This window comes from Pseudomonas sp. URMO17WK12:I12 (assembly GCF_000514395.1).
GTDB lineage: Bacteria > Pseudomonadota > Gammaproteobacteria > Pseudomonadales > Pseudomonadaceae > Aquipseudomonas > Aquipseudomonas mucoides.
Window position 1 is genome coordinate 81,159 of record NZ_KI911392.1, and the last position, 19,168, is coordinate 100,326.

Here is a 19,168-nt window from a genome sequence, read left to right on the forward strand (position 1 = left end):
CGATTGCTCATGTCCCGCTTCGATCCCGGCCCACACTAATATCGATCAGATATTTAGCCGCCACCGAATCACGCGTACCACAGCTTCCATAACACTTGATCAATAGCAGCAGACTGTATTTTCCCGGTACATACAAATCGATGCCCACTGGCTGATCGAAGAGCTTCACCTGCAATCGCTCACGCTCTGCAGCAGAGTCGACACTGAACCAGTCGTTATTTTCCAAAGGCTCAAGCATCCACCCTCCGGACTTGAGGGTGTTTTGTACATCCACCAATCGATCCACAGCGGCCGTGAATGGCATCGTTTCCAACATGGGTGATGTGGTTACAGTCGATACTTTCTGCCCTCCATAAGTAACGGCACCAAACACCGTCGGAGGAAGTTTGAATCCATAAGCTGGATCATCAAACTCAATGACAGTCGGGCTGCTGATCCACGTGGAACCAGGTCTACGAGGATCTTTCGCGTTATTAGGGTCACCTGGATAGATAGCCGTTTTTTCTTCGACAGGGAAAGATGAGTCTTTAATGACCTGTTCGTAGGGCTTTCCGATATGGACGGATAAGGTTTTGGTGCTCAAACGGGCATACACCAGGCTTCCCGACACCAGAAGAATGAAAACAATAAAAATCAACCAGCGCTGCTTTGATTCAGTCACTGGTGCACTCCATTTCCACTTGCGATGTCGGTTATAGAGCGTTGCAGCTGTCTTTTAGTCGCGGGATTATTTAGCAAGGCATTGAACTGTGCTGCGGCCCGAAGCACGAATGTCATCCTTTGATCCTTGTCCGCCAGATTTGCCAACGGGTTGCTGCTGAAAGTGACGCTTCGACTGTCGGGAGCTTTGCACTGACTGGCCAAGGTGAGCTGTATCCCCTCTGGAACGCCGGAAAGCAGACCAGTAACGACGGAAACGATGTCAGAGGCATGCGTACCACGGATGAGCGAGGCGAAGTGCACATCGTCATACATCGCCGGTTGCAGAATATTGATCTGCTCGTGCGCAGCCATGTAGTTAACGCTGTCGGCGATGTTTCCCGCTTCGATTGCTTCAAAGGTATCAAAAATTTCTTTATGGGCAACGCCGAAACGGACGCTATCACCGATGGACCACATCACGTCTTTTGCGATTTCTATCCGACTTCTCAGGCATTTCTCCATTTCCTTATACCCCCGAACCATGAAAAACCGATGGAGAGGATAAACATCCAGAAATAGCGCAGTGTTTCCCAACGCCAACATTTCGTACACATAGTCGAGTTGTTGTTGAACCAACGACCGAGAATTGTCGCCGAGCGTGATGTCCGTCGTGGGTACCGGATTCTCTGACCTAGCTTTGTCTACTTCAGACTGAATATCAGGATCAGTTCGGCTTAGCTTGAACCCAAGCCCTTCAAATAAGGTTTCTGATGGGGCCTGACGCAATCTTTGGTGGGCTTTCTTTTCTGCGGCAATACCTTTTTGCAACTTGGCCGCGTGCAACAACCCACACCCCACCTGCTTCGACGCAAACGCCGCCAACCCCGCCCATTGAAACCGGTTATCCGCCAGCCACAACTGCGCATATGCGGCGTTGATCTTGCGGTTACGTGATTGTGGGTCGGCGATCAGTACGCCACCCGGAGCGACCCATTCTTCGGCTTCTTTCTGAAACCGGCGCCACAGGCAGTTGCAGGTCAGCAACGGCACTTCGACGCGGGTCTTGGGGTTGGGACCGCCTGTGGTGGTTTCGCGCTTGCAGGCAGGCAGTTCGCAGGTGCTGTTCCAGAGTTTTTTCATGTCCAGGTCGTCTGGGGCGATGCATTGTCCGGTCAATTGATTCTTCCTTGAGGCTTAGACGGTCCAGCGGACGACGGCGAGATCGGGTTTTAGCGTGGCGACACTTTGGGTCATGCCCAAGGCGTTGGTCTGGCCTTTGACGATGCGGCCTTCGGCGGTTTCGATTTCGTAGCCTCGTTCGGCTATCGGTTCGCCATTGCCAGCGCTGACGGCTTTGAATTCCACGACGGGCTGGCCAATGATCGGGAGGGGCGGAATGAACGGCGCCGGGGTATGGGTGCTGCCGATGATTACGTTGCCGGAGCCGCCGACTATTACGCCGCCGTGCTCGTGGTGCCATCGAGGGTCATGGCGTTCAGGCCGTTGATGAACACCGTGGAGGAGAAGCCGCCGCTGAGTGCCTGGCCGCAGGTGCAGGTGTCGCTGACTCTCGCAGCGGCGAGGCCATTAAAAAACACATCGGGGGAGCCGCTGGCGATGGGGTTGGTGCCATGGCCCGGAATCGGGCAAGTGGTCGGGTCCGTGACGCGTGCAGCCGGTTTTCCAGACATATGCACTCCTTGTCATTGTCGTTTGAGGCGAGTGCGGGACGCTAACCACCAAGGGGCTGTGCGTCAACCTTGGAGTGCGACCGTATCAAGCACCACGCGCGATGGCTGTAGGAAAATGCTTAAATGTTCGAGCGCGGGGAGCCCTGTTTAAAAATACTCCGAGTTACTTCTCAGAGGCTACAACGCCTTGCGTCGTTGCCTACGGTTACTACAGAATCCGCCGGCTTGTGCGCCTTGAACCAGGCCTCTATCGTTTCCCGGTCGCTGAAAACAGTGATCGGGTTTGGTAGCCCGGAGTTCTGGCGCATAGCCACTTTCTGCGGACGCTTTCTCAGTTCGCAGCTTTATGGTGGCCATGCGCAGGGTCCCTTCGGGGGCGCCGGTTCCAGTACTCCGGTCTACCAACCTGTGTATGGCCACCACCTTCGTTTGGTAGCGAGTGTGAGGGCTCCACGTAACCAGTACTGGAGTTCTATTTATGTTCAAGGTAACGCCCAACCCACCGGACAGCGATCCGGTCCCCCACGACTTCCCGCCGCGCAAACCCAGCACCATCTTCCTTATAGACCCCAAGATTGATAACGAAACCCTGCTAGCGCATGCCTGCGAATCGTTGGCGTCAGCCAGCGTCATGGCGAGTGATCTCGCCGGGTTTCTGGGGGGCCCGCAACGCCATACGTTGCTGGGGATTCAGCAGGTCATCATGCTAGGAGAATTGGCGGTGAATCGAGTGCTGGATAACCTCGATCCGCCCGCTACCCACTAGTCCCTGAACCCTGCACAAAAAAAATGTGGGAGCGAGCTTGCTCGCGATGGGGCCTTCACATTCAACAGTGCTGTTGACTGAAAGACCGCTATCGCGAGCAAGCTCGCTCCCACAGGGTATTGCGCTGACGTTTGGGTTATTGGCCCGGAATGTCCTTGCGCAGTTTCACCGGATCTTGCTGTTTCTTCTTTTTCGCGATGGCAGTGCGCATCTTGATGTTGATCGCTTCAACCGCCAGCGAGAACGCCATGGCGAAGTAGACGTAGCCTTTTGGCACGTGTACGTCCAGGGATTCGGCAATCAGCACGGTACCGACGATCAGCAGGAACGACAGCGCCAGCATCTTCAGCGACGGGTGCTTGTCGATGAACTCGCTGATGGTGCCGGACGCCCACATCATCACCAGCACAGCCACGACGATCGCGGCGACCATGACCGGAACATGGGAGACCATGCCGACGGCGGTGATCACCGAATCCAGCGAGAACACGATGTCAATGATCGCGATCTGGATGATGGTGTAGAGGAAGTTGCCGCCCTTGCCGCTCGGCTCTTCGTTGGTTTCGTCTTCACCTTCCAGCGCGTGGTACATCTCTTGCGAGCTCTTCCACAGCAGGAACAGACCACCGAAGAACAGGATCAGGTCTCGCCCGGAAATACCCTGGCCGAACACCTCGAACAGGTCGGCAGTGAGGCGCATGACCCAGGTGATCGACAGCAGCAACAGGATCCGCGTGATCATGGCCAGGGCCAGACCGAAAATCCGGGTGCGCGCCTGCATGTGCTTGGGCATGCGGCTGACCAGGATCGAAATCATGATGATGTTATCGATACCCAGGACGATTTCCAGGGCGGTCAGTGTAAAGAAGGCAACCCAGATTTCAGGGTTGGTCAGCCATTCCATGTGTATTCCTTTGAGCGAGTGTTAAACCACGAAAGGCCCGGGCTTCAAACCGCGAAGACCGGACCCGTCGTGATGAGTCTTTGGTTATAGAGTGCTGAACAGCGGAAAAATCCCCATCAGCAACGCTGCAACCAGTATGCACATGCACACCAGCACGGCCCATTTCAGGGTAAAGCGCTGATGGTCACCGAATTCGATACCGGCCAGGGCCACCAACAAATAGGTCGATGGTACCAGCGGGCTCAGCAAGTGGACGGGCTGACCGACGATCGAGGCACGTGCCATTTCCACTGCGGTTATACCGTAATGACTGGCGGCTTCGGCAAGCACTGGTAACACGCCGTAATAAAATGCGTCGTTCGACATGAAAAACGTAAACGGCATGCTCACCAGCGCAGTGATCACGGCCAGGTACGGCCCGAGGAAATCCGGGATGACCCCCAGCAGGCTTTTGGACATCGCGTCGACCATGCCGGTGCCGGACAGGATACCGGTGAAGATACCCGCCGCGAAGATCAGACCGACCACCGACAACACGCTACCGGCGTGAGCCGCAACGCGGTCCTTCTGCATTTGCAGGCAAGGATAGTTGACGATCATCGCGATACTGAACGCCACCATGAACAGCACCGGCAGCGGCAACAGGCCGGCGATCAGGGTGCACATCAGCGCGAGGGTCAGCAAACCGTTGAACCAGATCAGTTTCGGACGACGGGCGTCCGGGAACTGCGAAACGCTGATTTCACTGTGGTCGATTTCATCGCCGGCCAGGTGCAATTCACCCAGGCGCGCACGCTCGCGCTTACCGTAGAAGTAGGCAATCGCCAGGATCGCCACCACGCCCGCCAGCATTGCCGGAATCATCGGCACGAAAATGTCCGACGGGTCGACATGCAGGGCGCTGGCCGCACGAGCGGTCGGGCCACCCCATGGGGTCATGTTCATCACGCCACCGGCGAGGATGATCAGGCCGGCCATGATCCGCGGGCTCATGCCGATGCGGCTGTAGAGCGGCAGCATGGCGGCCACGCAGATCATATAAGTGGTCGCGCCGTCCCCATCGAGGGAAACGACGAGCGCCAGTACGGCGGTGCCGACCGAAACTTTCAGCGGGTCGCCCTTGACCAGTTTGAGGATCTTGCGCACGGCCGGGTCAAACAGGCCGGAGTCGATCATCAGGGCGAAATACAGAATGGCGAACATCAGCATCACGCCGGTCGGCGCAAGCTTGGTGATGCCTTCGAGCATCATCGGACCGATCTTCGGCGCAAAACCGCCGAACAGGGCAAAGACGATCGGGATGATGATCAAGGCGATCAGCGCGGACAGGCGCTTGGTCATGATCAGGAACATGAACGTGATGACCATGGCAAAGCCAAGGAAAGTCAGCATGGGAATACTCCAGGCGTAGCGCGGCTAGGGGAAATGGGCGAACCGGTTGGGTCAGCGCAGAACGGGAAGCACGAGGCGTACGGGCGGAGTGACAGCGAAGCGGCGGGTAGCAAAGGACATCAGGATCACCATTGTTGTTGTTAAATGGGCCGTGCGAGCGATAAAACACTCATTGGCCAACCGGTCTGTTGCCGGCAGTGGGGGCGATCCTAATCGGGGAAGCTTTCAGCCAGCTTTCGCCGGTAAAAGCATTGCGCGGATGGGCGACCGGTCGTCGGACCGGTTTATCCAGATGGACCGAGTTGCGGCCTTCGCGAGCAGGCTCGCTCCCACCATAGATCTGTGGCCACTGAGACCCCACTGTGGGAGCGAGTCTGCTCGCGAAGGGGTCAGCACATAGGCAACAGGAGCAAACAGGATGACCAACATTCACACCGGCGGCTGCCACTGCGGACATCTGCGCTATCAATTCAACGGGCCGTTGCACGACATCGCCCACTGTCATTGTTCGATTTGCCGACGGGTCAGCGGCGGGATCGTCACCACCTGGATCACCGTGCCCGCGTCAGCCTTTCAATGGCTGAAAGGAACACCCGCGCAGTACCTGTCTTCTTCAACCGGCGTGCGCAATTTCTGCCCGAACTGTGGGGCGCAACTGACGTTCATGAACCCTCTCAGCCCCGAGAGCATCGACGTCACCGTCGCCACCTTCGACCATCCAGAGCTGGCACCGGCCGAGCGGCATATATGGACCGACAGCCGCTTGCCCTGGCTGCACCTGGACGAACACTTGCCCGGCGAAGCAGAAGAAACGATCTGATCAAAAAATAGACAGATCCAGGGCCCGGATCGCGCCCATCCAGATCGCGTGCTCGGTGTGATCGAGCAAGTCATTACCGGTGTCCGGGTGCAGGAACACCACCAACCCGTTGCGGTTGAGCGCCAGCCACGGCAGCACGTCACCAATGAGTTCGGGCCCGAACGCCAGTTGGCAGCTCCAGTCCGGGTGCGGGCCGACCGGGCGTTCGTGTACGCGGCCCATTTTTAGCGAGAACAACTGCGCCGCCTGTTCGCACAGTGTCCGAGCCTGATCGATGGTGCTGGCGTCGAAATACACATGGGCGTGATAACCCTTGATCTGCTGCATCTGAATCCCCCTGAAACCCGGTCGAACCCTCACCGTTTCCTACAGGTCACACGCCATATACGCAGGAAACAAGGAACTTCAGCAATGAAAAATGCCGAAACCCCGGTGGTAAAAGTGGTGCTTTATGGTGCCATGAGTAGCCTGGGCAGTGCGCTGATGGCTGAAATGCTGCGGCGCCAACATGAAGTGATCGCCATTCTGGACGACCTGACGGCGTTGGCGCCACGCCCGGGCCTGCGCACAAAAACCGGCGACCTGTTTGAAGCCGAGCGCGTTAAACAAAGCGTGGCGGGGTGCTCAGCCGTGATCTGTTTACTGGATGCGCCAGGATTGCCGTTCAACAGCGAATACGTCGAAAAAACCATCGTGCCGGGTCCGGTCGAGCAAGTGCTTGCCGTGGATGCGTTGATCGATGGCATGCAGGCAGCAGGCATTACGCGGCTGTTTCTGGTAGGTGATTTTGAATTGCTGGACGATCCGGAAATAGAAGATCGATTGCAACGCCACGCCGCCGAAGAAATCCGCGAAGCGCTGCAAAACAGTGCTTTGCGCTGGACGCTGGTCAATGCGCCGCGCGGTGTGCCCGGTCTGACGATCGAGCACTTCAGCCATGTCAGCGACAGCCTCGAACCGGGCTTGGCAGAACCCCTTCAACGGTTGAACCGCGTGGCCGTAGGGATTGCCGATGAACTGCATCTGAACCTGCATGTTAGCGAGCACGTGAACTTCATCGCGGCTGAGACTAAACAGCAATAGAGGGCAATGGCAGGCCATTAAGCGATTGCGCGCTACTGGCCTGTTCCTCCATCAACCAGTCCACAAACTGTTGAATCAACGCTCCACGCCGTTTTCGCTGGGGCAGGACCACGTAATAGCCCAGCCTGGAAATTACCGTCTCGGCAATCGGCCGACACAACAAATCCTGCGCCAGCAAGTTATCCACAAGGTGCCGCCAGCCAATCGCTACGCCTTGTCCGCCAATCGCCGCTTGAATCAATAGCGTGTAATTGTCGAAGCGTAACTGCCCCGGTGCGGGTGCCGACGTTATCCCCAACTCGCGAAACACACCGCTCCAGTCGAACCAGTTACTGCTGTTTTCACCCCTTAAATGAAGCAGCGGAAACTCCAGCAACGACTGTGCAGACAAGGGCAGGGAACGATCCTTGAGCAACAGCGGGCTGCACACTGGAAACACTTCTTCGCTGAACAGCCAATGGCTTTCACCCTGCTTGAAGCGTCCGTCGCCAAACAACACCGCCACATCAATATCGGTGCGCAGCATGTTGTGGCTGCGTTCACTGGTGACCAGGCTGACGTCCACCTGTGGATTGGCTTTGTGAAAACGGTGCAGACGCGGCATCAGCCAGTAAGCGGCGAATGCGAAATCGGTCGCGACTTGCAGCACCTCATGTTGCTGCTGTGCGCTGATCGCGCTCAATCCCGCGTCGATATTCTGCAAACCGAGCTGAACTTGCTCAAAAAGAATAGTCCCGGCTTCTGTCAATTCAATACCGCGATAAATGCGGTCAAACAACCGCGTCGCGAGTTGCTCCTCCAATCGCTTGATCTGCTGACTGACCGCCGGCTGCGTAGTGCCAAGCTCAACCGCCGCCGCGGTAAAGCTGCGATGACGGGCGGCTGCTTCAAAGGCACGAAGCAAGTCGAGCGACAAATCACCAAGGGCGTCATACATAAGCTGGGCTAATCCTAGTCATTGCCTGGCATGGGCTTTACCGCAAAGTGCATGGGTAACATGCTCGGTCGCAGCACTCTCGCATAAATATTCACTATGGAATGCCGCGATCACATGAAGCGCAAGAACATTCTTTTCATCATGGCCGATCAAATGGCCGCGCCAATGTTGCCGTTCTACGGTCCTTCGCCGATCAAACTGCCGAATCTGAGCCGCCTCGCCGCCGAAGGTGTGGTGTTCGACGCTGCTTATTGCAACAGCCCCCTATGCGCGCCGTCGCGCTTTACCCTGGTCAGCGGTCAATTGCCGAGCAAGATCGGCGCTTACGATAACGCGGCCGATTTCCCCGCTGACGTACCGACCTACGCCCACTACCTGCGTCGCCTCGGCTACCGCACTGCGCTGTCCGGCAAGATGCACTTTTGCGGCCCGGACCAACTCCATGGCTACGAAGAACGCCTGACCAGCGACATCTACCCGGCCGACTACGGCTGGGCCGTGAATTGGGATGAGCCGGATGTGCGTCCGACCTGGTATCACAACATGTCGTCGGTGCTGCAAGCCGGGCCGTGCGTGCGCACCAATCAGCTGGATTTCGACGAGGAGGTGGTGTTCAAGGCCCAGCAATACTTGTTCGATCACATCCGCGAGGACGGCGACCAGCCGTTTTGCCTGACCGTTTCGATGACTCACCCGCACGATCCGTACACGATCCCCAAGGCTTTCTGGGACATGTACGACGATGCCGACATTCCGTTGCCTGAAACCCCGGCGCAGACCGCACTCGATCCGCACTCCCAGCGCTTATTGAAGGTCTATGACCTGTGGGATAAACCGCTGCCTGTGGATAAGATTCGCGATGCCCGCCGTGCCTACTTCGGTGCATGCAGCTATATCGACAGCAACGTCGGCAAACTCCTGCAAACACTTGAGGAAACCGGTCTGATTGACGACACCATCATCGTATTTTCCGGCGACCATGGCGACATGCTCGGTGAGCGCGGACTCTGGTACAAAATGCACTGGTACGAAATGGCCGCCCGTGTGCCCCTGTTGATAAGTGCGCCGGGGCAGTTCGGGGCTGGGCGGGTCAGCGCCGCCGTGTCCACCGCCGACCTTTTGCCGACCTTCGTGGAACTGGCCGGTGGCTCGCTGGAGCCAGGTTTGCCACTGGACGGTCGCTCGCTGGTTTCGCACCTGCAAGGGCAGGGCGGTCATGACGAAGTGTTCGGCGAATACATGGCCGAAGGCACTATCAGCCCGTTGATGATGATCCGTCGCGGCGCTTACAAATTCATCTACAGCGAAGATGATCCCTGCCTACTCTTCGACGTACACAACGACCCGCGAGAACTGGAAGAACTCAGTCAATCGCCGCAACATCTGCAGCTTTTCGAAGAATTTCTAGCCGAAGCACGCGCCAAATGGAACATTCCGGAGATTCACCAACAAGTGCTCGCCAGCCAGCGGCGCCGTCGTTTCGTTGCCGAGGCGTTGACCATCGGCAAGCTGAAGAGCTGGGATCACCAGCCGCTGGTGGACGCCAGTCAGCAGTACATGCGCAACCATATCGACCTCGATGATCTGGAGCGCAAAGCACGTTATCCACAACCCTGCCAAAACCAATAATGTTAAGGGGAAGTCCATGCAAAAGTTATCCACAGTACTGACGGTCGGGCTTTTGGCTCTGGGCAGCGCATCGGCCTTTGCCGATCAAAGCTGCGAGACGGTGAAAATGGCCGACCCTGGCTGGAGCGACATCGCCGCGACCAACGCCATCACCGGGTTTCTGCTGGACGGCATGGGCTACAAGGCCAAGGTCGACACCCTCGCGGTGCCGATTACCTTCGGCGGGTTGAAGGATGGCCAGGTCGACGTGTTCCTGGGTAACTGGATGCCGGCGCAGCAGGGCTTCTACGACAAGTTCGTGGCCACCGGCGATGTCACACAGTTGGCGAAGAACCTCGATGGCACCGAGTTCACCCTCGCCGTTCCCGATTATGTTTGGGACGCGGGTGTGCATAACTTTGCCGACCTGAACAAATTTGCCGACAAGTTCGACAAGAAGATCTACGGCATTGGCTCGGGCGCACCAGCGAACATCTCGTTGCAGGAAATCATCAAGAAAAACGATTTCGACATGGGCCAATGGAAACTGATCGAGTCCAGCGAGCAGGCGATGTTGGCCGAAGTGTCTCGCGCGGTGAAGAAACAGAAATTCGTGACCTTCCTCGGCTGGACCCCGCACCCGATGAATGTGCAACTCAAAATGCATTACCTGAAGGGTGGTGAGAAGTACTTCGGTGACACCGGCAGCGTGCACACCCTAACCCGCAAGGGCTACGCCGAAGCCTGCCCGAACGTGGGCAAACTGCTGACCAACCTGAGCTTCACCCAGGACATGGAGAACAGCATCATGGCCGAGGTGGTGAACAAGAAAGTCAGCAATGCGGACGCGGCCAAGGCGTGGATCAAGGCCAATCCGGCGGTGCTGGACAAGTGGCTGGAGGGCGTGAAGACAGCGGATGGCAAGGACGCGTTGCCGGCAGTGAAAGCCAAACTCTAAACCCATGTGGGAGCGAGCCTGCTCGCGAAGCGCCCGTCAGATCCGACAATTATGTCGACTGACACTCCGCATTCGCGAGCAGGCTCGCTCCCACAAAGGGAACATTAGGCTTGCGTCCTGCTACCCTTGCGCCAAAACCCCACCCGAGAGGACCCATGGCCTTCCCCAGCCGTCACTCACTCTTTCCCTTCCTCAGTTGGTTGCCCCGGCAAACCCGCGCCAGCGTCGGGCGCGACCTGATCGTCGGCCTCAGCGGGGCGATTCTCGCGTTGCCGCAGTCCATTGCCTACGCACTGATCGCCGGTCTCCCACCGGAATACGGTTTGTACGCCGCGATCATCCCGGTGTTGATCGCGTGCCTGTGGGGTTCGTCGTGGCATTTGATCTGCGGTCCTACAGCGGCGATCTCCATTGTCCTGTTCGCCAGCGTCAGTCCGCTGGCCGTCCCCGCGTCACAGGACTACATCACGCTGATCCTGCTGCTGACACTCCTGGCCGGTATTTTCCAATGGCTGCTCGGCATGCTGCGGTTCGGTGCCCTGGTGAATTTTGTCTCGCATTCGGTGGTGCTGGGTTTCACCCTCGGTGCGGCGGTGGTGATTGCCATCGGGCAGTTGCCGAACTTGCTGGGGCTGGATTTGCCCAGCCAGGCCACGGCGCTGGACAGCTTCCTGACGCTGTTCAAACACCTCGGTGCTTTGGATAAACCGTCGTTGGTACTGGGACTGGCGACGGTCGTCGTCGGCGCAGTGTTGAAGATGATGCTGCCTCGCTGGCCGACCTTGTTGATCACGCTGGTCCTCGGCGGGCTGCTGGTGTGGCTGTGGCCATCGATGTTCGGCCATGTGAAGTTGGTCAGCGCCTTTGTCGGGCGCTTGCCGCCGTTCAGCCCGGTGCCGCTGGATCTGGACTTGATCCTGCGCCTGCTGCCAAGCGCGGTGGCGGTGGGCATGCTGGGATTGGTGACCAGCCTGTCGATTGCCCGCTCGTTGTCGGCCCGCTCGCAGCAATTGCTCGACGCCAATCAGGAAGTCCGCGCCCAAGGCCTGTCGAACATCGTCGGCGCGCTTTTTTCCGGCTCGCTGTCAGCCGGATCCTTCACACGTTCGGGTTTGAGTTATGAAGCCGGTGCCTGCTCACCAATGGCCGGGGTGTTCTCGGCCGTGTGGGTCGCACTGTTCGCGATCTTCGGTGCAGGCTTAATCGCTCACATCCCGATCCCGGCCATGGCCGGCAGCATTCTGCTGATCGCCTGGGGGCTGGTCGACCATCGCGGCATACGGGCGCTGTTGCGCGTCAGCCACGCGGAATTCGTGGTGATGGCGCTGACCTGTGTCGCCACGTTGCTGCTGGAGTTGCAGACGGCGATTTATGCCGGGGTGCTCGCTTCATTGTTCTTCTACCTCAAGCGCACCTCGCAACCGCGGGTGCAGCATTCATACGAAGGGGATGAAGACATTCTGAGGGTGGGCGGTTCGATCTTCTTCGGCGCCAGCCATTACCTGCAAGTGCGCCTGCAACGCCTGCACGGTGCGCGCGTGGTGATCGAGGCGCAGCAGATCAACTTCATCGATTATTCAGGGGTAGAGATGTTGCATCAGGAAGCGCGGCGACTGCTGAAGCAGGATCGCAGCCTGACGCTGCGCAGCGCGCGGCCGCAGGTGGTGGAGGAGTTGAGGAAGCTGGAAGGGGCGGAGAAGTGCCCGATCCGGTTTGAGGATTGATCCGACTTCGCGGCGATCCCTTGTAGGAGAGCCTGCTCGCGATGTGGCCGGTACATTCAAACATTGATGGCGCTTTACACTCCACCATCGCGAGCAGGCTCACTCCTACACTGATTACAGTGTCAGCTGACGGCGCAGTTCGGCCAGTACCGGCGCTGTGTCCGGGCGCACGCCGCGCCACAGGAAGAAGGCTTCTGCCGCTTGCTCCACGAGCATGCCCAAACCATCCATCGACACCGCCGCGCCCTGTTCCGTGGCCCAACGGCAGAACGAAGTCGGCTCCTTGCCATACATCATGTCGTAGCAAACGGTCTTGCCCGGCTCGATCAAGCTGCCGGCAATCGGCGGCACATCACCGGACAGGCTCGCCGACGTCGCGTTGATGATCAGGTCCACCGATTCCTTCAACCAATCGAAACCGCTGGCCGACACCGGCCCCAGGTCCGCGAACAATTCCGCCAGCAACTCGGCTTTTTCCACCGTGCGGTTGGCGATGATCACCGACGCCGGGTGCTCGGCCAGCAAAGGTTCCAGTGCACCACGCACCGCGCCGCCCGCGCCGAGCAGCAGAATGCGTTTGCCCTTGAGGCTGAAACCGGCGTTGACCGTCAAATCGCGCACCAGCCCGGCGCCGTCGGTGTTATCCCCCAGCAGGCTGCCGTCGGCGAGTTTGCTCAAGGTGTTCACCGCGCCAGCTCGTTGCGCACGTTCCGTCAGGCTGTCGGCCAGGCGAAAGGCGTCTTCCTTGAACGGCACCGTCACATTGGCACCACGACCTTCGCGGAAAAACGCCCGGGCGAAGTCGGAAAAGTCGTCGAGTGGCGCCAGCGAGGTGCTGTAGTCAAGTTGCTGCGCGGTTTGCTCGGCGAACAAACGGTGGATCAGCGGCGACTTGCTGTGGCCAATCGGGTTACCGAATACGACGTAACGGTCCATCAGAACTCCTCGTTCAGGCCTCGGCCAACCAATCGCGGTCTTGCAGGAAATACTCGGTCAAGCGCGCTTCTTCGCTGCCCGGTTCGGCTTTCCAGTCGTAGCTCCAGCGCACTTGCGGCGGCAGCGACATCAGGATCGACTCGGTACGCCCGCCCGATTGCAGGCCGAACAAGGTGCCACGGTCGTAGACCAGGTTGAATTCGACGTAACGGCCACGACGGAATTCCTGGAATTCACGCTGCTTGGCGGTGAACGCATCGTGCTTGCGGCGCTGCACGATTGGCAGGTACGCGTCGATGTACGCGTCGCCGATGGCGCGCATGAACGCGAAGCTGGTGTCAAAGTCCCACTCGTTCAAATCATCAAAGAACAGGCCACCGATGCCGCGCGGCTCGTGGCGATGCTTGATGTGGAAATAGCTGTCGCACCAGGCTTTGTAGCGCGAATAGACGTCCGGCCCGAACGGCGCACACGCCTGCTCGGCAACGCGGTGCCAGTGCACGCAGTCTGCTTCGTTGCCGTAATAAGGGGTCAGGTCGAAACCGCCGCCGAACCACCAGACCGGATCTTCACCTTCTTTTTCAGCGATGAAAAAGCGCACATTGGCGTGGGACGTCGGCACATGCGGGTTGTGCGGGTGAATCACCAGCGACACGCCGAGGGCTTCGAAGCCCCGGCCGGCCAATTCTGGCCGATGGGCGCTGGCGGACGGTGGGAGACCGCTGCCAAAGACGTGGGAAAAGTTGACGCCGCCCTTTTCGATCACCGCGCCATTTTCGATCACTCGCGTGCGACCGCCACCACCGGCAGGCCGGATCCAGGCGTCTTCGACGAAGCGTGTGCCGCCGTCCTCAGCTTCGAGGGCCGAGCAAATACGGTCTTGCAGGTCGAGCAGGTAGGCTTTTACGGCCTCGGTGCGGGTTGTCATGTCATCACCTTGAATCGGGCAAAGCGGCGCGGCGCATCAATGGCCGGCGGCAAATTGCTGCGTAGGATAACACTGCACCTTGCTCCACCGCAGTTGACGAAGATCAGGGTTAGGAGTCCGATAGGGCGCTTGGCAAATGACCTAAGGAGAGTTCTGATGGCAAAGCGAATCCAGTTCCGCGCCCATGGCGGCCCCGAAGTGCTCGAGTACGTCGAATTCCAACCCGCCGAGCCCGGTCCGCAGCAGGTCCGCGTCGCCAACAAGGCCATCGGCCTGAACTTCATCGACACCTATTACCGCAGCGGCCTCTATCCACCACCTGCCCTGCCATCGGGTCTGGGATCGGAAGGCGCGGGCATCGTCGAAGCGGTGGGCAGCGAAGTGACCCGCTTCAAGGTCGGTGACCGTGTGGCTTACGGCAGCGGCCCGTTGGGTGCTTACAGCGACGTTCACGTCTTGCCCGAGGCCAATCTGGTGCTGCTGCCGGAGGCGATCAGCTTCGAAACGGCGGCTGGGGTGATGCTCAAGGGCCTGACCGTGCAGTACCTGTTGCGTCAGACCTATGAACTCAAGGGTGGCGAAACCGTGCTGTTCCACGCCGCCGCCGGGGGGGTCGGTTCGCTGGCCTGCCAATGGGCGAGGGCGCTGGGCGTGAAGTTGATCGGCACGGTCAGCTCGCCGGAGAAAGCCGCACTGGCCAAGGCCAACGGTGCCTGGGCGACCATCGACTACAGCCATGAAAACGTCGCACAACGTGTACTGGAATTGACCGACGGGAAGAAGGTGCCGGTGGTGTACGACGGCGTGGGCAAAGACACGTGGCTGACGTCGCTCGATAGCGCAGCGCCTCGCGGGTTGGTGGTGAGCTTTGGCAATGCGTCAGGTGCGGTGGACGGGGTGAACCTGGGGATACTGGCGGCGAAGGGTTCGCTGTACGTAACCCGGCCGACGCTCGGGACTTACGCCAACAATGCCGAGAACCTGCAGCGGATGGCGGATGAGTTGTTTGAGATGATCATCAGCGGAAAGCTGCACGTGGACATCAGTCACACGTATCCGCTGGCGGATGCGGCGAAGGCGCAGACCGAGTTGTCGGCACGACGGACTACCGGCTCGACTGTACTGTTGCCTTGAGGGCCTCATCGCGGGCAAGCCCGGCTCCCACAGGGATAACCGAAATCTGTGGGAGCCGGGTTTACCCGCGATGAACGATAACGCGGTATCAGCCCTGACGCACAACGTGGCCGGTCGCCAGATCCCGAATGACGCTCGGATTCTTGCGCCCCCCCAGGTTCCCGCCCAACACCAAATCCAGCTGTCCACGGAAATACTGCTCCACGCGAATCCGCGTGCGCGCCGCCGGCCGTCCCTGCGGATTGGCCGAGGTCGACACCAGCGGCCCGACAATTGCGCACAAATCCCGCACCAGCGGATGATCGCTGACCCGCAATGCCACGGTTTCATGCACCCCGGTGATCCACTGCGGCAACAGGTTCTGATGCGGCACCAGCCAGGTGTTCGGTCCCGGCCACGTGCTGGCCATGCGGTCCATCCACAGTTCCGGGAAGTCTTCGAAGAGAAAGTCGAACTGCCGGATATTGTCGGCAACCAGAATCAACCCCTTGCCCACAGACCGACCCTTGAGCATCAACAGACGCTCAACCGCTTCTTCGTCCCATGGGTCGCAACCCAGCCCCCAGACCGCTTCGGTTGGATAGGCAATCACCGCCCCTGCGCGAACGGCTTGCGCGGCTTGTTGCACACGCCAACTGTTGACCATGAAAAACTCTCCGGAATAAGGCTCTGCGCAGTTTACCGATCTTCCTTATAAAACCTAGCTCACCCGCGCAAACCAGCGACCACTTTCGCAAACGGCGCGGCCCTCCATTTCCAGCTCGGTCAGCGCCGCCAGCACTTTGGGCAAGGCCCAGCCGCTGGTGACGGACAACGCTTCGCTGGTGTGCGGGGCCGCGTGCAACAGCATGAGCAACGGATGGGTCACCGAAGGAGCCTCGCCGTACAACGGCAACTGTTGCCAGCCGCGCAAGGCTTCGAGGATATGTTCGATGGTTTCCACCAGCATCGCGCCGTCCCGGATCAACTGATGACAGCCTTTGGCGCCGGGATGATGGATCGATCCAGGAATCGCATACACCTCCCGACCTTGCTCCGCCGCCAGCCTCGCGGTGATCAGCGAACCACTCGCCACGCTGGCTTCAACCACCAGCACACCAAGCGACAAACCGCTGATGATTCGATTGCGCCGGGGGAAGTTGCTGGCGGTGGGGCCGGCGTCCAGCGGGAACTCCGAAAGCACCGCACTGCCCGATGCAATCATGGCGTCGGCCAGTCGTCGATTGCGCTGTGGATAAAACTTTTCAAGTCCCGTGCCAAGTACACCGACCGTTCGCCCGCCCACGTCCAGTGCGGCTTGATGCGCGGCCGCATCAATGCCCAGCGCCAGACCGCTGGTGATGACGAAACCGGCGCCCGCCAGGCTGCGGGAAAATGCGGCAGCGGTGTCCATGCCCGGCCGTGAAGCGCGGCGACTGCCAACCATCGCCAGTTGCGGTTTTTCCAGAATTCCCGGATTACCCGCCACGAACAACAGCGGCGGCGCGTCGCTGATTTGCGCCAGCAACGCCGGGTAGTCAGGCTGGTCCCACATCAGTAAATGCTGGCCCGGACGCTCTAGCCAGGCCAATGCGTGGCTGGCGCCATCGCGCACATCATTGGCCCGGCGAGCCTCGGCGCACGCCAACGGCAAGCCCAGCGAACGCCAGGCACTGGCCGGCGCGCTGATGGCCTTGGAGGCCGAACCGAACGCTTCAAGCAGCTTCTTGAAACGCGCCGGGCCGAGTTCCGGTAAACGGTGCAAACGTAAACGAGCTTCCAGTTCCGCGGGGGAAACCGGTGTAACGGCAGGCAGCGACATGGATCATCCTTGATCGTTATGGGCCCCGTTCAAACGGGAATAAGCTGTGGATAACTCTGTTGGTAACTTGTGGAGCCTGCTTACGGATTTCGCACCTTGTCCATCACGGCCAACGAGCGCGAAGCGTTGAGCACCAGCCCGTAGCTGAGCTTGTCGTAGGTGCGGAAAACCATCAGCAATCCGGCCCGCTCATCGGGGATCTTCAGCGGCTGGCCAGTGATCCGGTCGCGCACGGTTTCACCGGTTTTCATCACCACCAGCACGTTGCCTTCGACGAGGCCATCACGCTGCCCCTTGTTCAGCGTGACCACATCCAGCGCGCCAATCTGTGTCACGCCGCGCGGCACATCGATGATCAGCCCGTTGACCGGGGTTCTCGGCGCGCTGGGCATGAAGGTCGAGTTGATCGAGCGTTCTTCGCCGCTGAACAAGCGGTCGCCGAGGCGCACTTCCTGGGTCGTGCGCTGTAAGGCGAGAGTGGCGACATCGCCTTCAGTGGCAACAATTTCGCCGCCACCGATGTCGTCGGCGTTGATCCCCAAAAACTCCTTGGTCTCGGGGTCGGTGTAAACCTTGCCCTGACGGAAGATCCCGTAAACCGGCTGATCCGGATCGAAATGACCGCGGGCGAAGATGCGGTCTCCGGTGCCGCTGAGCACGCGTTCGGCATCGCCGGCGACGATGTAAGGCGCCTCGTTGAAATCCTCGACCTTGTCGACGATGCGGTTACTCAGCAAAAAGCTATTGATCGAACGCAGCGGAATGCTCGGGATGGCTTCGGCCACCGGCGAACTGCGTACGCGAGGCGAAAGCTTGATTGTGCCGCGCGATGCACCGCGATTGAGGGTCAGGCGCGGCTGGCCGTTGACATAGACCAGCGCCAGCGAATCGCCGGGATAGATGAGATTGGGGTTTTCGATTTGCGGATTGGCCTGCCACAGCTCTGGCCATTGCCATGGCTGGCGCAGGTATTTACCGGAGATGTCCCAGAGTGTGTCCCCCGCAACCACGGTGTATTGCTGTGGAAAACCTTCCTTGAGTTGCACTTGCCCGTGCGCCACACCGGCCGAAGCCAGAAGGAGCAAGGCGAGTAGTGATTTCCTCATGCGGTGAATCCCTTTATTATGTGCGTTCGCGTAAAACGCCAGAGCCTTCGTGGCTCGCTCCCCGTGCTTTACTTAGAAAAGGGAGCTACGTTTTACAACGGTAGCCTGCATCTTCGGACCCGCCAGGCCATCGACCCGACTTTCCTCACATGTGCAGCAATCAAGCTTATGGCCATTTTAGACATCCTCGAATTCCCCGACTCGCGCCTGCGCACTATCGCCAAACCTGTGGCCGTAGTGGACGACGAAGTGCGTCAGTTGGTCGATGACATGTTTGAAACAATGTATGAAGCGCCAGGCATCGGCCTCGCCGCGACCCAGGTCAACGTGCACAAACGTATCGTGGTGATGGACCTCTCCGAAGACCGCAGCGAACCACGGGTGTTCATCAACCCCGAGTTCGAGACCCTGACCGACGAGATGGAGCAATACCAGGAAGGCTGCCTCTCGGTGCCGGGTTTCTACGAAAACGTCGATCGCCCGCAGAAGGTCAAGATCAAGGCCCTGGACCGCGACGGCCAGCCTTACGAACTGATCGCCGAAGGCCTGCTCGCCGTGTGCATCCAGCATGAATGCGACCACCTGAATGGCAAATTGTTCGTCGACTACCTGTCCAGTCTCAAACGCGACCGAATCAAGAAGAAACTGGAAAAGCTCCATCGCCAGAACGCTTGATGCCCTCCTTTCAAAGGCTTGCTGCGGCAAGCCTTTTTCTTTTGCGACTGCTTTGTAATTGAG

19 protein-coding genes and 1 pseudogene are annotated in these 19,168 nt (G+C 59.1%); 8 read left to right on the plus strand and 12 right to left on the minus strand.

Annotated elements, in window-relative coordinates; genetic code table 11:
* Positions 1-7: 7 nt before the first annotated feature.
* From D882_RS0127350 to D882_RS01000000131520, 3 genes and pseudogenes are all read right to left on the minus strand, one after another.
* Entirely contained in the window at positions 8-661 is a 654-nt protein-coding gene (locus D882_RS0127350) for a hypothetical protein (RefSeq protein ID WP_231986528.1), read from the minus strand.
* Entirely contained in the window at positions 658-1,818 is a 1,161-nt protein-coding gene (locus tag D882_RS0127355; RefSeq protein WP_027926173.1) for a DUF2515 family protein, read from the minus strand. Before D882_RS0127355 ends, D882_RS0127350 begins: the two co-directional genes overlap by 4 nt.
* 18 nt (positions 1,819-1,836) lie before the next feature.
* A pseudogene (locus tag D882_RS01000000131520) lies at positions 1,837-2,333 on the minus strand (PAAR domain-containing protein).
* Positions 2,334-2,811: 478 nt separating this feature from the next.
* On the opposite strand from D882_RS01000000131520, the gene D882_RS0127365 reads away from it, so the two are divergent.
* Positions 2,812-3,099: a DUF6124 family protein gene (locus D882_RS0127365; protein WP_027926174.1), complete on the plus strand. Its 288-nt coding sequence runs from the start codon at positions 2,812-2,814 to the stop codon at positions 3,097-3,099.
* A 136-nt stretch (positions 3,100-3,235) separates the two neighbouring features.
* Here D882_RS0127365 and D882_RS0127370 read toward each other — a convergent pair whose 3' ends face one another.
* Positions 3,236-4,003, minus strand: coding sequence for a TerC family protein (locus D882_RS0127370; RefSeq protein WP_027926175.1), 768 nt, complete (start codon positions 4,001-4,003; stop codon positions 3,236-3,238).
* 84 nt (positions 4,004-4,087) lie between these two features.
* Positions 4,088-5,395, minus strand: coding sequence for a CitMHS family transporter (locus D882_RS0127375; RefSeq protein ID WP_027926176.1), 1,308 nt, complete (start codon positions 5,393-5,395; stop codon positions 4,088-4,090).
* A 418-nt stretch (positions 5,396-5,813) separates the two neighbouring features.
* On the opposite strand from D882_RS0127375, the gene D882_RS0127380 reads away from it, so the two are divergent.
* Positions 5,814-6,215 (plus strand): GFA family protein, encoded by a 402-nt coding sequence (locus D882_RS0127380; protein WP_027926177.1) that lies wholly within the window; start codon positions 5,814-5,816, stop codon positions 6,213-6,215.
* On the opposite strand, the gene D882_RS0127385 is transcribed toward D882_RS0127380, so the two are convergent.
* Positions 6,216-6,542: a DOPA 4,5-dioxygenase family protein gene (locus D882_RS0127385; RefSeq protein WP_027926178.1), complete on the minus strand. Its 327-nt coding sequence runs from the start codon at positions 6,540-6,542 to the stop codon at positions 6,216-6,218.
* Between the two features lie 84 nt (positions 6,543-6,626).
* On the opposite strand from D882_RS0127385, the gene D882_RS0127390 reads away from it, so the two are divergent.
* Positions 6,627-7,298 carry an NAD(P)-dependent oxidoreductase gene (locus D882_RS0127390; RefSeq protein WP_027926179.1) on the plus strand — a complete coding sequence of 224 codons (672 nt, stop codon included), beginning with the start codon at positions 6,627-6,629 and terminating at the stop codon, positions 7,296-7,298.
* Here D882_RS0127390 and D882_RS0127395 read toward each other — a convergent pair.
* The gene (locus tag D882_RS0127395; protein WP_027926180.1) at positions 7,285-8,235 is read right to left on the minus strand and encodes a LysR family transcriptional regulator; all 951 of its coding nucleotides are present in this window, start codon (positions 8,233-8,235) and stop codon (positions 7,285-7,287) included. The genes D882_RS0127390 and D882_RS0127395 overlap by 14 nt on opposite strands.
* Positions 8,236-8,349: 114 nt before the next feature.
* On the opposite strand from D882_RS0127395, the gene betC reads away from it, so the two are divergent.
* The 3 genes from betC (at position 8,350) to D882_RS0127410 (ending at position 12,525) form a co-directional block, all read left to right on the plus strand.
* Entirely contained in the window at positions 8,350-9,864 is a 1,515-nt protein-coding gene (betC, locus tag D882_RS0127400) for a choline-sulfatase (RefSeq protein ID WP_027926181.1), read from the plus strand.
* Positions 9,865-9,880: 16 nt separating this feature from the next.
* Positions 9,881-10,801: a choline ABC transporter substrate-binding protein gene (gene choX, locus D882_RS0127405; protein WP_027926182.1), complete on the plus strand. Its 921-nt coding sequence runs from the start codon at positions 9,881-9,883 to the stop codon at positions 10,799-10,801.
* Between the two features lie 155 nt (positions 10,802-10,956).
* The gene (locus tag D882_RS0127410; protein ID WP_027926183.1) at positions 10,957-12,525 is read left to right on the plus strand and encodes a SulP family inorganic anion transporter; all 1,569 of its coding nucleotides are present in this window, start codon (positions 10,957-10,959) and stop codon (positions 12,523-12,525) included.
* Between the two features lie 114 nt (positions 12,526-12,639).
* On the opposite strand, the gene aroE is transcribed toward D882_RS0127410, so the two are convergent.
* Together aroE and hemF are read right to left on the minus strand one after the other, a co-directional pair.
* Positions 12,640-13,461, minus strand: coding sequence for a shikimate dehydrogenase (aroE, locus tag D882_RS0127415; protein ID WP_027926184.1), 822 nt, complete (start codon positions 13,459-13,461; stop codon positions 12,640-12,642).
* Between the two features lie 13 nt (positions 13,462-13,474).
* Entirely contained in the window at positions 13,475-14,389 is a 915-nt protein-coding gene (gene hemF, locus D882_RS0127420) for an oxygen-dependent coproporphyrinogen oxidase (protein ID WP_027926185.1), read from the minus strand.
* A 156-nt stretch (positions 14,390-14,545) separates the two neighbouring features.
* On the opposite strand from hemF, the gene D882_RS0127425 reads away from it, so the two are divergent.
* Positions 14,546-15,523 carry an NADPH:quinone reductase gene (locus D882_RS0127425; protein WP_027926186.1) on the plus strand — a complete coding sequence of 326 codons (978 nt, stop codon included), beginning with the start codon at positions 14,546-14,548 and terminating at the stop codon, positions 15,521-15,523.
* 88 nt (positions 15,524-15,611) lie between these two features.
* Here D882_RS0127425 and D882_RS0127430 read toward each other — a convergent pair whose 3' ends face one another.
* The 3 genes from D882_RS0127430 to D882_RS0127440 form a co-directional block, all read right to left on the minus strand.
* The gene (locus D882_RS0127430) at positions 15,612-16,169 is read right to left on the minus strand and encodes an L-threonylcarbamoyladenylate synthase (protein ID WP_027926187.1); all 558 of its coding nucleotides are present in this window, start codon (positions 16,167-16,169) and stop codon (positions 15,612-15,614) included.
* A 54-nt stretch (positions 16,170-16,223) separates the two neighbouring features.
* Entirely contained in the window at positions 16,224-17,324 is a 1,101-nt protein-coding gene (gene dprA / locus D882_RS0127435; protein ID WP_027926188.1) for a DNA-processing protein DprA, read from the minus strand.
* Between the two features lie 80 nt (positions 17,325-17,404).
* The gene (locus D882_RS0127440) at positions 17,405-18,430 is read right to left on the minus strand and encodes a LysM peptidoglycan-binding domain-containing protein (protein ID WP_027926189.1); all 1,026 of its coding nucleotides are present in this window, start codon (positions 18,428-18,430) and stop codon (positions 17,405-17,407) included.
* 168 nt (positions 18,431-18,598) lie between these two features.
* Here D882_RS0127440 and def point away from each other — a divergent pair, with 168 nt between their 5' ends.
* Positions 18,599-19,105, plus strand: coding sequence for a peptide deformylase (gene def, locus D882_RS0127445; RefSeq protein ID WP_027926190.1), 507 nt, complete (start codon positions 18,599-18,601; stop codon positions 19,103-19,105).
* Positions 19,106-19,168 lie beyond the last annotated feature (63 nt).

Excerpts from the sequence above, each read along its gene's own strand:
- choX (WP_027926182.1), top strand. The coding sequence starts at position 9,881 with ATGCAAAAGTTATCCACAGTACTGACGGTCGGGCTTTTGGCTCTGGGC.
- D882_RS0127380 (WP_027926177.1), top strand. The coding sequence starts at position 5,814 with ATGACCAACATTCACACCGGCGGCTGCCACTGCGGACATCTGCGCTAT.
- aroE (WP_027926184.1), bottom strand. The coding sequence starts at position 13,461 with ATGGACCGTTACGTCGTATTCGGTAACCCGATTGGCCACAGCAAGTCG.
- D882_RS0127410 (WP_027926183.1), top strand. The coding sequence starts at position 10,957 with ATGGCCTTCCCCAGCCGTCACTCACTCTTTCCCTTCCTCAGTTGGTTG.
- D882_RS0127385 (WP_027926178.1), bottom strand. The coding sequence starts at position 6,542 with ATGCAGCAGATCAAGGGTTATCACGCCCATGTGTATTTCGACGCCAGC.
- betC (WP_027926181.1), top strand. The coding sequence starts at position 8,350 with ATGAAGCGCAAGAACATTCTTTTCATCATGGCCGATCAAATGGCCGCG.
- D882_RS0127375 (WP_027926176.1), bottom strand. The coding sequence starts at position 5,395 with ATGCTGACTTTCCTTGGCTTTGCCATGGTCATCACGTTCATGTTCCTG.
- dprA (WP_027926188.1), bottom strand. The coding sequence starts at position 17,324 with ATGTCGCTGCCTGCCGTTACACCGGTTTCCCCCGCGGAACTGGAAGCT.
- D882_RS0127425 (WP_027926186.1), top strand. The coding sequence starts at position 14,546 with ATGGCAAAGCGAATCCAGTTCCGCGCCCATGGCGGCCCCGAAGTGCTC.
- D882_RS0127440 (WP_027926189.1), bottom strand. The coding sequence starts at position 18,430 with ATGAGGAAATCACTACTCGCCTTGCTCCTTCTGGCTTCGGCCGGTGTG.
- D882_RS0127370 (WP_027926175.1), bottom strand. The coding sequence starts at position 4,003 with ATGGAATGGCTGACCAACCCTGAAATCTGGGTTGCCTTCTTTACACTG.
- hemF (WP_027926185.1), bottom strand. The coding sequence starts at position 14,389 with ATGACAACCCGCACCGAGGCCGTAAAAGCCTACCTGCTCGACCTGCAA.
- D882_RS0127365 (WP_027926174.1), top strand. The coding sequence starts at position 2,812 with ATGTTCAAGGTAACGCCCAACCCACCGGACAGCGATCCGGTCCCCCAC.
- D882_RS0127390 (WP_027926179.1), top strand. The coding sequence starts at position 6,627 with ATGAAAAATGCCGAAACCCCGGTGGTAAAAGTGGTGCTTTATGGTGCC.
- def (WP_027926190.1), top strand. The coding sequence starts at position 18,599 with ATGGCCATTTTAGACATCCTCGAATTCCCCGACTCGCGCCTGCGCACT.
- D882_RS0127430 (WP_027926187.1), bottom strand. The coding sequence starts at position 16,169 with ATGGTCAACAGTTGGCGTGTGCAACAAGCCGCGCAAGCCGTTCGCGCA.
- D882_RS0127395 (WP_027926180.1), bottom strand. The coding sequence starts at position 8,235 with ATGTATGACGCCCTTGGTGATTTGTCGCTCGACTTGCTTCGTGCCTTT.